This is a genomic window from Streptomyces sp. NPDC059718 (assembly GCF_042733315.1).
Classification (GTDB): Bacteria; Actinomycetota; Actinomycetes; order Streptomycetales; family Streptomycetaceae; genus Actinacidiphila.
The window spans coordinates 13442-26576 of sequence record NZ_JBHWGA010000013.1; the positions used below are offsets into that span (position 1 = coordinate 13442).

Consider the following 13135-nt stretch of genomic DNA (forward strand, 5'->3'; position numbering starts at 1 on the left):
GCGCCGGGCCCGGCGGACCCTCAGCCCCACACCGAGCGGACGCCGTTGACCAGGTTGACGACCGTTCCCAGCACCAGGAACCAGCCGAAGCAGAGGTAGACCCGCCCCACTGTCCGGTCGCCCCGCGCCGGCGAGGACGCCGGACCGGGCGCAGCCGGAGCCGATTCCACGCGCACCGGCTCGTCGGGGGCGAGCAGGCCCCGCGCCGCGCGGCGCCACACGCGGCCCGCCCGTATGAGCACGATCGCCACGAGGCAGCAGAACGCCGCCGTCTGGAAGTAAGTGCCAGGTGATGCCAATTGCGCCGAGGCGTAGCTCTGCATGTACGCGTGACCTTCCAGGATTCCGGACGCGCCGGACCGCACACCGGCCTGCCCGTACCGACGGGCGAAGCGGTCGAGGACGGCCCGGCCGGCGAGCTTGGCAGAGAGCCGTACGCGGCCATCTTGTGATGATCCGCAACGCAGGTCAACACCCTCAGGCCGCCCGAAGTCAGGCGGACCGCACGGCGGAGCGGAAAGCGAGGAATCGCCCTATTCGCACATCCCCTTCCGGGAGCCGGTCAGAGGCAGGCGACGCAGTACAGGGTGTGGCCCGCCGCCCGCGCCCGCCGGGCGAGTTCGACGAACAGCCGCGCGCACTCCTCGGCCTCCCGGCGGTCCCCGAAGCGGACCTCCTCGATGCCCTCCCATCGCGCGGCGATCCCCGGCAGGGCCTCGTCGCCGACGGCCGCGAGCGTGTCCCGCCAGGCCCCCGGTATCTCCTCGATCAACAGCCCCGGCTCCGCGTGCCACCGCGCCGGCTCGGGCCACACCGGCTCGGGCCGCGCCGGCTCGGGTCCGTCGTCCCCGGCCTCGAACCCGGCTCCCCGCGCGTAGGCGACCAGTTGCCCGAGCACGACGACCGGATCCAGGCCCTTCATCTCGAACCAGTCGGCCCCGACCTCGTCGAGCCGCCACCAGGGATACCCGCGCCGGTCCGGCCCGACCGCCCAGTCGATCGCCGTGCCGCGGTCGGTGGTGTGGAAGTAGTCGTACCGCACGCCCATCGCGCACCCCCCTGCCGTTTCCTGGTACCACCACGACCAGTGGAGCAGACGCCACTGACAACCGGCCCGGTCAGCCCGGCAGCCCGAACGCCGCCCGCGCCTCGGCCTCGGGGTCGGTCAGCTGCGACCCGCCGTCGGACATGAGGCGTCGGGCCTCGGCGGCACCCCCGGCGGAGAAGTTCGCCCGGGTCCATGCGGTGGCATCCCCGTCCGGCTCCCACGCGGTGTCGCCGACCCGGGCGGGCGCCGAGGCCGGCGACACCGTCACCACGCCCAGGGTGACGACCCCGTCCAGCGCGGTCACGCCGTCGCCCTTCCGTACGTAGTGCCCGCACCAGGCCGCCAGACCCACCCGCAGCCCGCCGCCGGCACGGCGGATCTCGATCACCCGCTCGGTGCAGAAGCCGTGCGGCACGGAACCGTCCTCCCCACGCAGTTCGGTCTCGCCGAGCGGGCCCGCCGGGTCCGTCGTCAGATAACGGTCCACCACGGGCAGCACCGCCCGCTCCAGCCGGGGATCGACCTCCGGCGCCCCCGGAACGGCCTGCCAGCACAGGACACTTGCGGCCACCGCCGCGAGCCCGGCACCGCCCAGGGACACCCCGAGCCGCCGTCCCCGCCCCTTGCCACCCGCCACACGCAACCCCTCCCGGGGGGTACGGACTCAGGCCCCCGCCGAAAAGTTCCCGCCCGGCCCCGGCCGCCACATCTAGCATGTGACCCCGCCGGTCAAGGGAACCGGCCGAGCCAAGGGGCTGATCCATGGACGTCGAGCAGGTCATGGACTTCCTCGTCGACCACCGGGCCCCCAGCGTCGTCCCCGGCTACGTCTCCGAACAGCTCCTCTCCATGTCGTGGATCATCGAAGCGGAGCACGTGGCCCGCATCGTCCAGGTGGCGAAGCGGTGGCTGCGGTCCGACGACCCGTTCCGCGCGGCCGTGGCGATCGGCCTGGAGAACGAGACGTATCTCGCCGACTCCTGGGAGGAGATCGCCGCCCTGGCCGCACCCCTCAAGGAGCGGTTCCCGTCCATGGCCGCGGACGTGGACGCGTGGATGGCGCGGGCGGAACCCTCCTACGAGCGGCTGAGGCGCGGTTCCTTCTTCGAGCAGGCCGCCGACGGCCGCTGACCCCGCTCACCCGGGCCGCCGCGGTCCCCACTCGCGGTCGAGCCGCGCGGGCCGGTCCCCGTCGGCCAGTTCCGACGCCCACGAGCAGATCGCGCCAGTCGACGAGCCCGGAGGACATCGCGTCCCCCAGCCGGCCGACGCTGCTCCGGGCGAGCAGTACGACCGCTGCCTGGACGCGCTCCGCCCAGTCCGCCCAGCCGTCGTCCCGGGCTCCGGCGCGGAGTTCGTCCACGAACCCCTCCAGGAGCGCGAGCACACCGGCAGCCGCCCCGGGGGCCGGGAAGTCGGCTTCCACCCGTCGCCGCGGACGTGCCGTGCTCACACGGGCACGCTGACCGAAGTCGCTGCGGCGAAGCCCTCGTTCCTCAAGCGGAGGCCTTGGCGATGATGCCCTCGACCTCATCCCGCCCGAAGGCCCGCAGGGTCGTGCTGCGGATGTTGCCGATCGCGCCGAGCCGCAGCAGCGCCGCGGCGGCGGTCTCGTCGTCGGGCGCCTCGAGAATCGCCACGAGGTCGTAGGGCCCGACGGTCCAGTAGATGTCCACGAGCCGCCCCCCGGCACCCCGCAGGGCGTCGCCGAAGGCATCGGCCCGGTCGGCCGTGTCGGCGTAGGCGCGGATCCCCTGGTCGGTCCAGCTCAACAGTGCGATGTAGAGCGGCACGATGTCTCACCTCGACAAAGAGAGGAGCGTCCCCTCACAGCGTATGTGCGCCGCTGACGGGCCGCATCCGGCGCGGGGCGGCCGTCGCCCGATCAGCGAGGATGCCGTTGCCGCCAGGCCTCGCTGTCGTGAGGGCGGGCCTTCAGGTCGGTTCTGCCGTGCACTTGCAGGGCGGCGCCGAGCAGGACGAGCCCGAGTGCCACGACGCTCGCGGCCCACTGCGCCCCGCTGGACCAGCCCGCCAACCGTGAAGCCCCGTCCAGCGCGAACCCGCCGCCCATGGCCACGCCACCCCATCCCGCCTTGCGCGGATCCCGGTACTGCGCCGTGCGCCGGCCCTTCAGGGTGAGCGCCCCCGCAATCACGCTGAGGCCCCCGCAAGCGAACATGATCCACGCTGTCACGGCGGAAACGTACTACGAGGCACCGGCCCCACCCCCGGCCGGTAGGCCCGAGGACCTTCCCCCGTGCCCCAGGCACGACCAGGGCCGGGGTCAGGCCGCCCGCTCCGGCCGAAGTCCTCACACATGCCGCTCTGTTGCCGTCATCCTCGGCCGTCAGGAGCTGCCGACCAGTCGTGGTCAAAGGCGTCCTACCCGTCGTGCTGCTCCCGGCCGTCTTCGAAGACGAAGAGCGGCTTGGCACCACGTGCGGGCGTTTCGGCGAGCGAGATCGCTTCAGCGAAACGCTCAAGGGGGAACGGCCGGCCTTCGGGGATGCTCAGCACGTCATCAGCGACGAGATCGCGAACCTGGGACAGCGCGCGCAGCGCGTCCTCAGGTGAGGCACTGCCGAACCAGCGGTTCAGCCAGAAGCCGCGGACCGCTTTGGTCTCGTAGATGACCGAACGCGCCGACAGCGGGATCGTCAGCGCTGCCGGGTCGGTCTGCCGATGGGTGGAGAGCGCGCCGTAGACCACGACCTCTCCTCCGGGAGCCAAGGCCTGGGACACCTGGGCACCCACATGGCCCGCGACACAGTCGATGGCCTTGCGCACGCCATCCGGCCCCGCGATCTCGGCCACCCGGCGCACCAGGTCCTCGTCCTCCGTGCAGATGACCTCGTCGCCGCCGAGCGCCTTGATCTCCTCAACCGCATCGCGCCGCCGCACGACATTGATCGTGCGCATGCCCAGATGCCCTGCCAGCTGAATGACGAGCCGGCCGACGGTGGAGCCCGCGGCCGTCTGCAACAGCCATTCCCCCGGCTGTACGTCGAGTTCGCGGGTCACCAGCAGCAGCGCGGTCAGCGGGTTGACGGCGAGTTGACAGGCGTCGGAGTCGCTCAGCCGGTCGGGGACCGGCAGGAGCCTTCGCGTATCGGCGACAAGGTATTCCTGCCAGGTGCCGGCCACGGGAGGCCCGGGTACCGCCGGGACCGCAACGGTCACCACGCGCTCGCCGATCTTCAGCCCCGCGGCATCCGGGCCCAGGGCCTCAATACGGCCCACGCATTCCATGTGACCCCCGACAGTGGGAAACTCGGGTGAGAAACCGTAGCGGCCACGCAGCACGTGCAGATCGCTGGCGTGAATCGGAGTCGCCTTCACGCGGATCAACGCCTGACCGGCTCCAGGCGTGGGAACAGGCCGGGATTCCAGCCGCAGGACATCGGTCGGCTCGCCAACCATTCCGGCTACGAGCGCGCGCATGGATCGTGGCATGGGATTCTCCTTCGGTCGAGGGTGGCATCGCTTGACGGGGGGCAGGAATTACCGGGCATATCGTGTCCCGGTAAATTTCTGCCCCGACGGGTACACCCGCAGGCCGTCGATCGATTCACGCCCCTTCGCGGTGTCCGCGTACAGCCGGGCCTCGGCGATCAGTCCGTCGTGCACGGTGAACAGCAGACGGTGTTCATTCTCCATGGTGCGACCGGGTTCAGTCGCGCTCGGCATCCGACGGGTCGGCGCAGTACTTCGCGTACTCCGTTCCGGCGAAGTGCTCGCCCAGCTTCCGGGAGAAGTACCGGAGCATCGGCAGCGGACGGTGGTTCATCACAAGATGCTGCGTCTTCCCCTCGTCGTTCATGTAGACGACGGCGATATTGGCGATGGGCCTACCGTCCACCGTTGCCGCGTAGTCCTCGACGAAGCCGTTCTCTCCGTACTTACCGATGTAGATGAAGTCCTGGAATTCGTACAGAGTGCGCGCGTAGGAAAGTATCGCGAGAACGTCCTTGGCTCCGTGGACGGTCCCGTTGAAGACCCCGGCCTCCAGCGTCACGTCATCGGCGAGATTGTCCAGCCAAGGAGGATAATAATCCTTGCGCTGCCGCACCGGGTCGCCGCTGCCCAGATATGTCGGGGGCGTCTTGTAAGCCATCTCCAAACCTCCCGTGGTGAGCCGTCTCCTATTTCGAGCACTTCCTCTGATGAACAGAGTCGCCGGAAGCAATGGTCGCTGTCCAACGAAAGTCGGAGACCGCAGCCATCTCGCTCAGAGATACCCGGGGCTCTCTGTGGGATATTGGGAGTGTGGAACTGCGCCAACTCGAGCACTTCGTCACCGTCGCCGAGGAAGCGAACTTCACCCGTGCCGCCGCACGGCTGCACGTCGTCCAGTCCGCGGTCTCGACCACGATCAAGAACCTCGAGCGAGAACTCGGCACGCCGCTGCTGGAACGCACCTCCAAACGCGTGCTGCTCACCGATGCCGGTGCCGCCCTGCTCCCGCGCGCCCATGCCGCTCTCAACGCCGCCCGGGAGGCCGTGGACGCGGTGGCCGAGGTCCGCGGAGGACTGCGCGGCACCCTGCGGCTGGGCACGATGACCACGGTGGGCCTCATCGACCTTCCCGCGCTCCTCGGCGAATTCCACCGGCGTCATCCCGGCGTGCTCCTGCAGACCAGCGCCGCCGCATCCGGCTCCCAAGGTCTGATCGACGCCCTCCTCGAACGGCGGCTCGACCTCGCCTTCGTCTCCCTGCCCGGACCGCACCCGACCGGCATCACGCTGACCGACCTCGTCACCTCGGTACTCGACCTCGTCGTGCCGGCCGACCATCCGCTCGCGGAACGCCGCACCGTGCCGATCACCGAACTGGCCGGCCTGGACTTCGTCGACTTCCCCGTGAGCTACGGCATCCGGACCGTCGCCGATCAGGCCTTCGCCGCCGCCTCCGTGACCCGTCGCGTCGCCCTCGAGATCACCGACCTCCCCACCGGTGTCGCCTACGTCCGCAACGGCCTGGGCGTGGCGCTACTGCCACGGCCCGCCCTCGCCAAGGCGGAGGACGTCGCCACGCTGACCATCGACGACGCCAACCTGGACTGGCCGTTTTCCCTGGCCGCCCCGTCCGAACGCACGCCCAGTGCCGCAGCACGTGCCCTGGTCGCGATAGCGCACGAATTCCTCATCTGGCGAGGGTGAGCGCCGCCCCGACTTGCGCCTCGTGCTCGATCTCTCCCGCCCACCCCAGGGCGCCGCGACGGCCGTTGGGTTGCCACAGCCACTCGGCGAAGGATGACGCGCCAGGGCCCCGGAAGCCGAACTCCCCCTCCCTGCCGTGTATCTGCATCGCGCACTGCGCCGCGGTGGGCCGGTGGGGTTGCGCCGGTCGGACACGGGACCGGTTCGGGACGGGGCCGGTGACCTGGGCGGGGTTCGGTGTGGCGTCGGTTTTGGGACCACACCGAGCCCCGCGTTTCAGATCAGGAGCCGTCGATCAGTTTCTGTACCTCGGGCGGGAGCTCTGAGCCGGAGTAAACGGCGAAGAACGTCGCTGTCTTCGGTGTGTCCCCAATGGCGATGGCGACCTCGGGAGAGATGCCGTCCACTTCGTAGGCAGTATCCGTCGTAACGGGCTCTTCGCCCTTGTCCTGGCCGCCGGTGTCTTCGCAGGGTGGTTGGGTGGCGGAGCCGAGCTTCTTCCCGAGTGTGAATTTCACGTTCGCCACGTCTCGATACGACCGGTCCTGGAAGGTGTACTGATTGGCGCAGGAAGCCGATTCCTCCCCACCGCCATTGCTGTCTGCCGTGCACGCGGCTACTGACATCACCATGGCCGTCGCCACCAGCAAGCCAGCGGATCGCCCGGTCCAGCTCATGCGTGTCCCCCCTCAGTAGATGCGGCAAAGAGGCGGAGTACCTCCTCTTTGCCGAGTGACCCCGCCATCGCTCAGCACGGAAGTGAGACCGTGCACGTGGTGAGGCTCTCGTGTTCCGAACTTCGACGTCGGCACCCCGCATCAGGTTCCCTTGCCGCGCCCCCGGGTGATCGTCTGTGTCCTGACTCGGCTGTCAGTTGGAGCTGTTGGGCTGTCCATGGCGCTGGGGGACATGCGTCGGTCAGGATGAATCAGAGGCGTCGACCTTGGTGGGTGCGACGCCGAGGACGGTGACATGCCTTCGTTGTGGGCCGTTAGTCGATGAATTCGGCCTCAGGGCGACGGGCTTGTACGCCATGGGTGCCGTCTCGTCGGCTCATTCTCTGGCCGTGATTGATCTTCACTCAGGTGAGGCCAGGCGCTTGCCGTCGTGGCTGCACACCTGTGGGCCGGAACCGTCCAGAGCGTCCAGGAGTCGGACCGCGAAGACTCCGGACATGCGCTCTGCGACCTCTTCGGGCGCAGTTCGGGGTCTCCTTGCCATGCAAGCTCAGCCCCTTGGAGCTGACGATGAACGCTTCTGGAGCAGCTCGTGAACCGCGCGGACGACGTTGCTGGTGATCTCGTCCCGGGAGATCGTCCAGTGCGTCCGACGACGTTGATGTCAGCCGTGGATGTCAGCCATCGCCGATCAGACACGGCTGCGGGGGCCGTTGCGCTTTCCGGCGTATGCGCTGACCAGAGACGAACGATGGCCTTTCGCCCAGGTTCCGATCCGCGAATGTGCCGCGGCTTGGTCGGCCCTTGCGCGATCGCCTGAACCGCCCCTGACAGCCGCGGAGCCATTGTCGGCGTCACATGGAGACTTCAGAAGTAACTGACGCGCCGTTCCCGATGAGGAACTGGAGCAGGGCGGTGTCGTGGGGGCGCAGCCAGTAGGACTCGGTGCCGAGATCCACAGCCGCGGTGAACCCCATTCGGGCCTGGGCGGCATTCTGCTGCTGGCGCTCCCGACGTGCGGCCACCGGCTCCTGAAGAATGATCGGCTGGTCAGTACCGCTCTTCCCGCGTTTGCGCCAGGCCACCCAGACCTCGCCGTTCGAAGACTGATGCAGGAGCAAGTAGCCGAGGGTCTGACTGCCGTCGCGCAGACCCTGGTGGGCTCAGCAAGGCACCACCTACACTCGTCACGTGAGCGAGTGGATCAACATCGCTGCGATTCGTACGGGTACGGGCGAGCCGATCACGGGGTGGAGGCTTCTCGAACCATTCGCTACGGGGCTCTGTTTCGTGCTTTTCGGGCTGGCTCTCGTGGTCGACTTCCATGGCCTGGCCACTGGGATGCATGGCCGCAACCGGCGTGCAGTCAGCACGCTTGTCGGCGCTGTGTTTGCGGCACTCGGACTAATTGCTGTCTTGGTGTCCATCGTGGAAGGGATCCACGAACTGGCTACTTGACGCCCCCGCTGGAAAGCCGACTGAACAACTGTCAGCTGTTCGGGTGCCGGGTCACTCCTGCACCGTACCGCGAGTTCGGTGTCGCGGCTTTGGCCTGGAGTTGTCTCGGGGCGAGGGACCGGGGGACCGCAAGCTTGCGGCGACTCGGGCAGACCCGGCCTGCCGACCACGGCTGACCGTCGCCGGTGACGTTGAAAGTGGATGTCAAAGGCCCCGGACCTTGATCGGTCCGGGGCCTTTTCCCTTGTGCCCCAGGCAGGATTCGAACCTGCGACACCCGCTTTAGGAGAGCGGTGCTCTATCCCCTGAGCTACTGAGGCGGAGGCGTGGGACAGCCTAGCGGATGAGGGTCAGGGGTGTGCCGGCGATTGCGCCGGGTGCCGGGGGTGTGTGGCGCTGCGCGAGGGGCGTCAGCCGCAGGGTGGGCCGTCGTCGAGGTCGGCGGCGGTGAGGGCGGCGGTGAGGCGGTCGACGCGGGCGCGGAGGTCGTTGATCTCCTCCAGGGCGAGGCCGGTGGCGGCGGAGATGCGGCGCGGGATCTGGAGGGCCTTGGCGTGCAGCGCGGTGCCGGCGTCGGTGAGGTGGACGGTGACGGAGCGCTCGTCGTCGGTGGAGCGCTCGCGGCGTACGAGGCCGGTGGCCTCGAGGCGCTTGAGGAGAGGGGAGAGGGTGCCGGAGTCGAGGCGCAGGTGCTCGCCGATCTTCTTGACCGGCAGGGCGCCGTGTTCCCAGAGCACGAGCATCACCAGGTACTGGGGGTAGGTGAGGCCGAGGTCCTTGAGCACGACGCGGTAGACGCCGCCGAAGGCGCGCGAGGCGGCGTGCAGGGAGAAGCAGATCTGGTTCTCGAGCCGGAGGTGGTCCCCGGCACGGGCGGGCGCGGTGGCGGTCATGGGTCCAGGGTAGCCCGACCGTCCACGTTTTAGTTGTGCACAACTCAGTTGTGTGCTCTACTTGTCGTCAACGGGATCGCAACCGATCGAAAGAGGACGTTCCATGGACGCGCTGTACACCGCTGTCGCCACCGCCAACGGCCGCGACGGGCGCGCCGTCAGCTCCGACGGCCAGCTCGACCTGGCGCTGGCCATGCCGCCGGCGCTCGGCGGCAACGGACAGGGCACCAACCCCGAGCAGCTCTTCGCCGCCGGTTACGCCGCGTGCTTCGCCAGCGCCCTCGCCCTGGTCGGGCGGCAGGCGAAGGTGGACACCAGCGAGATCTCCGTGACCGCCGAGGTGACCATCGGCAAGGACGACACGAGCTTCGGTCTGGCCGTCGTGCTCCGCGCCGAGCTGCCGTCGGAGCTGGAGAACGAGACCGGCCGCACCCTGATCGAGCAGGCCCACCAGGTCTGCCCCTACTCCAAGGCGACCCGGGGCAACATCCCGGTCGAGCTCGTCGTGGAGTAACCGGAGCAGGCATCGGCAGGAGCGGAAGGGCCCCGGGCGCGCGGTAGCGTCCGGGGCCCTTCCCGTGCGTGCGGGGCCGGTCCGGGAGGCCCCTCAAGCGCTGCCGGAGTCGCCCGCGTTGATTGTGACTCAGCTCACAAGCGGCCCTGAAATATCCGGGGAACGGCTCCCCGTTTACACCTACGTCGCACAAACGGGGACTCGCTCCCCGGAACCGAGCGCCACCGAGAGACAGAGAGGAGTGCCCGTCATGGCAGTCGTCGCCGCGAAGCTCCGCGCGGACGCCACGCGCAACCGCGAGCGGATCATCGTCGCCGCCCGCGAGGTGCTCCTCGAGCACGGTACCGACGCCCCGCTCGACGAGATAGCCAAGCGGGCGGGTGTGGGCAACGCCACCGTCTACCGGCACTTCGCCGACCGCCAGGAGCTCGCGCTCCAGGTGGCCCTGTCGGTGACGGACAGGATCACCCAGCGGGCCGAGGAGGCACTGGCGCAGGAGCCGGACGCCTTCGACGCGCTGCGCCGCTTCGTGCACGAGGCGGCCGACGAGCGCGTGGGCGCGCTGTGCCCGATGCTCTCCACAGGATTCGGCAAGGGGGACCCGCGGCTCGAGGAGAGCCGCATACGCTTGGAGCACGCGATCGAGGAGCTGATGGCCGCCGGGCGGCGGTCCGGACGGCTCCGCGCCGACATCGACGTCGGCGACGTGATGGTGGCCGTCAGCCAGCTGACGCGGCCGCTGCCCGGGAAGCACTGCGGCAGCATGGAGCGCTTCATCCGCCGTCATCTGCAGTTGTTCGTGGACGGCCTGGAGGCGCCGGCGCGCTCCGAACTCCCGGGTGACTCCGCCACTTTCGAGGACCTTCGGCAATGTCGCTGAGCTCCGCCTGCCGAACGGGCGCCCCCGCGTAATTCACTCGCCCACAACATTTCTGTTACGTACCGTATGTCCTCTTCGTCTTCAATGTCGTCATCTCTTCGTACCGTTAGTGAGTTCATCCATGCCTGATTTGGCACACGCCCAGCGCTGGAAGGCGCTGGCCTTCATCGCGATAGCCCAGCTGATGGTCGTCCTCGACGGCACCATCGTGAACATCGCCCTGCCCTCCGCCCAGACCGACCTGGGCATCTCCGACGCCAACAAGCAGTGGGTCATCACGGCCTACGCGCTGGTCTTCGGCGGCCTGCTGCTCTTCGGCGGACGCATCGCCGACCTGTGGGGCCGCCGCCGCACCTTCGTCACCGGCCTGATCGGCTTCGCCGCGGCCTCCGCGATCGGCGGCGCCGCGGCCAACGAGGGGGTGCTCTTCGGCGCCCGCGCGCTGCAGGGTGCCTTCGGCGCGCTGCTCGCGCCGGCCGCCCTGTCGCTCCTCGCGGTGATGTTCACCGAGGCCAAGGAGCGCGCCAAGGCGTTCGGCATCTACGGCGCCATCGCCGGCGGTGGCGGTGCCGTCGGCCTGATCCTCGGTGGTGTGCTCACCGAGTACCTGGACTGGCGCTGGACGTTCTTCGTCAACATCCCCTTCGCCGCCGTCGCCGCGTTCGGTGCCATGCGCTTCGTCCACGAGCCCGCCGGCAGCCGCAACAGCAGCGGCCTGGACATCCCCGGCGTCGTGCTGGCCACCACCGGTCTGGTCGCCCTGGTCTACGGCTTCACCCGCGCCGAGACCCACGGCTGGAGCGAGGGCACCACGATCGGCCTGTTCGTGGCCTCGGTCGTGCTGCTGGTCACGTTCGTGGTCGTCGAGGCCCGTGTGAAGGCCCCGCTGCTGCCGCTGCGCGTGGTGACCGACCGCAACCGCGGTGGTGTCTACCTCTCGCTGGGCCTGGCCATCATCGCGATGTTCGGCCTGTTCCTCTTCCTCACCTACTACCTGCAGGTCGTCCAGGGCTACTCCGCGCTGAAGACCGGCTTCGCCTTCCTCCCGATGATCGCGGGCATGATCGCCGGTTCCACGCAGATCGGCGCGCGTCTGATGACCCGCGTCCGTCCGCGCCTGCTGATGACCCCGGGCTTCCTGGTCGCGGGTCTGGGCATGCTGCTGCTGACCCAGCTGTCGGTCGACAGCTCGTACGCGGGCCTGGTCCTGCCGGCCGAGATCCTGCTCGGCCTCGGCATGGGTACGGCCTTCATGCCGGCCATGAGCCTGGCCACGCACGGTGTCGAGCCGCGTGACGCGGGTGTCGCCTCCGCCATGGTCAACACCTCGCAGCAGGTCGGCGGTGCCATCGGCACGGCGCTGCTGAACACCATCGCGGCCAGCGCCACCACCACGTGGGTCGCCGCACACGCTGCCGAGGCCCGTACGCTCGGCAAGCAGGGCTTCGTCAACGCCGCGGCCGTGCACGGCTACTCCACCGCCATCTGGTGGGCGGTCGGCATCCTGGCCCTGTCCGCGATCATCGCCTTCACCTTCATCACCACCAGCGGTGGCGGCGGTGTGGTGGCGGCGTCCGGCACCAAGGACGCCGAGGGGGCCGAGGAGGTCGCCGTCCCGGTGATCGCCCACTGACGGACGCGTCGACGACGACGGCGCGCCGGAGACGGCGAGTACGGCGAAGGGCCCCGCTTCATGGGAGGAAGCGGGGCCCTTCGCGTTGCGGAGACTACCGGCCGAACTGCACGGACCGTTTGGCCAGGCCCATCCAGAAGCCGTCGATGACGCTGCGCTGGGCGCCGAGGTCGTCCCCGGCCGCGCCCATCGTGACGAAGAGCGGCGCGAAGTGCTCGGTCCTGGGGTGGGCGAGCCGCCCGGCGGGGGACTTGTGCTCGAAGTCCAGCAGGGCGTCCACGTCCTGCCCGTCCAGCGCGCGGTGCCCCCAGTCGTCGAACTCCGCCGACCAGCCCGGCACTGCGCCGGCGTGCCGCAGCGCGGCCAGGTTGTGGGTGAAGAAGCCGCTGCCGACGATCAGCACGCCCTCGTCGCGCAGCGGGGCGAGCCTGCGCCCGATGTCCATGAGCTCCTGCGGGTCGAGGGTGGGCATCGAGACCTGCAGCACGGGGACGTCGGCGTCCGGGTACATCTCCACGAGCGGGACGTACGCCCCGTGGTCCAGGCCCCGGTCCGGGACGTCCTGGACGGGAGTGCCCGCGCCGCGCAGCAGCTTGCGCACGGAGTCGGCCAGCGCGGGCGCGCCCGGGGCCGCGTACCGCACCTCGTAGTAGTGGCGGGGGAAGCCCCAGAAGTCGTACACGAGCGGGACCGTGGTGGTGGCGCCCAGGGCGAGCGGGGCCTCCTCCCAGTGCGCGGAGACCATGAGGACCGCCGTGGGGCGGGGGAGCCCGGCGGACCAGTCGGCCAGTTCGCCGGGCCACACCGGGTCGTCGGCGAGCGGCGGGGCGCCGTGCGAGAGGTAGAGGGCGGGCATGCGCATGGGGCCT

The 13135-nt window shown here is 69.7% G+C and carries 18 protein-coding genes and 1 tRNA gene; 6 read left to right on the top strand and 13 right to left on the bottom strand.

What is annotated here, in order from left to right:
* Positions 1-20: 20 nt before the first annotated feature.
* The 3 genes from ACFV3E_RS16700 to ACFV3E_RS16710 form a co-directional block, all read right to left on the bottom strand.
* Positions 21-323 carry a hypothetical protein gene (locus tag ACFV3E_RS16700; RefSeq protein ID WP_500535318.1) on the bottom strand — a complete coding sequence of 101 codons (303 nt, stop codon included), beginning with the start codon at positions 321-323 and terminating at the stop codon, positions 21-23.
* Positions 324-562: 239 nt separating this feature from the next.
* Complete coding sequence (locus ACFV3E_RS16705) at positions 563-1048, bottom strand: hypothetical protein (RefSeq protein ID WP_500535319.1); 486 nt, start codon at positions 1046-1048, stop codon at positions 563-565.
* Positions 1049-1118: 70 nt separating this feature from the next.
* Positions 1119-1685 (bottom strand): hypothetical protein, encoded by a 567-nt coding sequence (locus tag ACFV3E_RS16710; RefSeq protein ID WP_500535320.1) that lies wholly within the window; start codon positions 1683-1685, stop codon positions 1119-1121.
* A 125-nt stretch (positions 1686-1810) separates the two neighbouring features.
* On the opposite strand from ACFV3E_RS16710, the gene ACFV3E_RS16715 reads away from it, so the two are divergent.
* Entirely contained in the window at positions 1811-2179 is a 369-nt protein-coding gene (locus tag ACFV3E_RS16715) for a hypothetical protein (RefSeq protein ID WP_500535321.1), read from the top strand.
* Between the two features lie 365 nt (positions 2180-2544).
* Here the strand turns inward: ACFV3E_RS16715 and ACFV3E_RS16720 are convergent, their stop codons facing one another.
* The 5 genes from ACFV3E_RS16720 to ACFV3E_RS16740 all read right to left on the bottom strand — a co-directional run bounded on the left by ACFV3E_RS16720 (position 2545) and on the right by ACFV3E_RS16740 (position 5165).
* A complete protein-coding gene (locus ACFV3E_RS16720; RefSeq protein WP_500368782.1) occupies positions 2545-2841 on the bottom strand; it encodes a GYD domain-containing protein in 297 nt (98 codons plus the stop codon).
* 92 nt (positions 2842-2933) lie between these two features.
* The gene (locus ACFV3E_RS16725; RefSeq protein ID WP_500535322.1) at positions 2934-3245 is read right to left on the bottom strand and encodes a hypothetical protein; all 312 of its coding nucleotides are present in this window, start codon (positions 3243-3245) and stop codon (positions 2934-2936) included.
* Positions 3246-3433: 188 nt separating this feature from the next.
* Positions 3434-4504, bottom strand: coding sequence for a zinc-dependent alcohol dehydrogenase family protein (locus ACFV3E_RS16730; RefSeq protein ID WP_500535323.1), 1071 nt, complete (start codon positions 4502-4504; stop codon positions 3434-3436).
* A 48-nt stretch (positions 4505-4552) separates the two neighbouring features.
* A complete protein-coding gene (locus ACFV3E_RS16735) occupies positions 4553-4708 on the bottom strand; it encodes a hypothetical protein (protein ID WP_500535324.1) in 156 nt (51 codons plus the stop codon).
* Between the two features lie 13 nt (positions 4709-4721).
* Positions 4722-5165: a hypothetical protein gene (locus ACFV3E_RS16740; protein WP_500535325.1), complete on the bottom strand. Its 444-nt coding sequence runs from the start codon at positions 5163-5165 to the stop codon at positions 4722-4724.
* Positions 5166-5317: 152 nt separating this feature from the next.
* On the opposite strand from ACFV3E_RS16740, the gene ACFV3E_RS16745 reads away from it, so the two are divergent.
* Positions 5318-6211 (top strand): LysR family transcriptional regulator, encoded by an 894-nt coding sequence (locus ACFV3E_RS16745; RefSeq protein WP_500535326.1) that lies wholly within the window; start codon positions 5318-5320, stop codon positions 6209-6211.
* A gap of 281 nt (positions 6212-6492) precedes the next feature.
* On the opposite strand, the gene ACFV3E_RS16750 is transcribed toward ACFV3E_RS16745, so the two are convergent.
* On the bottom strand, positions 6493-6888 hold the full coding sequence (locus tag ACFV3E_RS16750) for a DUF6281 family protein (protein WP_500535327.1): 396 nt from the start codon (positions 6886-6888) through the stop codon (positions 6493-6495).
* An 854-nt stretch (positions 6889-7742) separates the two neighbouring features.
* The gene (locus tag ACFV3E_RS16755) at positions 7743-8009 is read right to left on the bottom strand and encodes a hypothetical protein (RefSeq protein ID WP_500535328.1); all 267 of its coding nucleotides are present in this window, start codon (positions 8007-8009) and stop codon (positions 7743-7745) included.
* A 70-nt stretch (positions 8010-8079) separates the two neighbouring features.
* Here ACFV3E_RS16755 and ACFV3E_RS16760 point away from each other — a divergent pair, with 70 nt between their 5' ends.
* Positions 8080-8346, top strand: a complete 267-nt coding sequence (locus tag ACFV3E_RS16760) for a hypothetical protein (protein WP_500535329.1) — start codon at positions 8080-8082, stop codon at positions 8344-8346.
* Between the two features lie 247 nt (positions 8347-8593).
* Here ACFV3E_RS16760 and ACFV3E_RS16765 read toward each other — a convergent pair.
* Positions 8594-8666, bottom strand: a tRNA-Arg gene (locus ACFV3E_RS16765).
* 90 nt (positions 8667-8756) lie between these two features.
* Positions 8757-9239, bottom strand: a complete 483-nt coding sequence (locus tag ACFV3E_RS16770; RefSeq protein ID WP_500535330.1) for a MarR family winged helix-turn-helix transcriptional regulator — start codon at positions 9237-9239, stop codon at positions 8757-8759.
* A 103-nt stretch (positions 9240-9342) separates the two neighbouring features.
* Here ACFV3E_RS16770 and ACFV3E_RS16775 point away from each other — a divergent pair, with 103 nt between their 5' ends.
* From ACFV3E_RS16775 to ACFV3E_RS16785, 3 genes are all read left to right on the top strand, one after another.
* Positions 9343-9753 carry an organic hydroperoxide resistance protein gene (locus ACFV3E_RS16775; protein WP_499512347.1) on the top strand — a complete coding sequence of 137 codons (411 nt, stop codon included), beginning with the start codon at positions 9343-9345 and terminating at the stop codon, positions 9751-9753.
* 250 nt (positions 9754-10003) lie between these two features.
* Positions 10004-10633: a TetR/AcrR family transcriptional regulator gene (locus tag ACFV3E_RS16780; protein ID WP_500535331.1), complete on the top strand. Its 630-nt coding sequence runs from the start codon at positions 10004-10006 to the stop codon at positions 10631-10633.
* Positions 10634-10754: 121 nt separating this feature from the next.
* Entirely contained in the window at positions 10755-12266 is a 1512-nt protein-coding gene (locus ACFV3E_RS16785) for an MFS transporter (RefSeq protein ID WP_500535332.1), read from the top strand.
* Between the two features lie 94 nt (positions 12267-12360).
* Here the strand turns inward: ACFV3E_RS16785 and ACFV3E_RS16790 are convergent, their stop codons facing one another.
* Positions 12361-13128 carry a dioxygenase family protein gene (locus ACFV3E_RS16790; protein ID WP_500535333.1) on the bottom strand — a complete coding sequence of 256 codons (768 nt, stop codon included), beginning with the start codon at positions 13126-13128 and terminating at the stop codon, positions 12361-12363.
* Positions 13129-13135 lie beyond the last annotated feature (7 nt).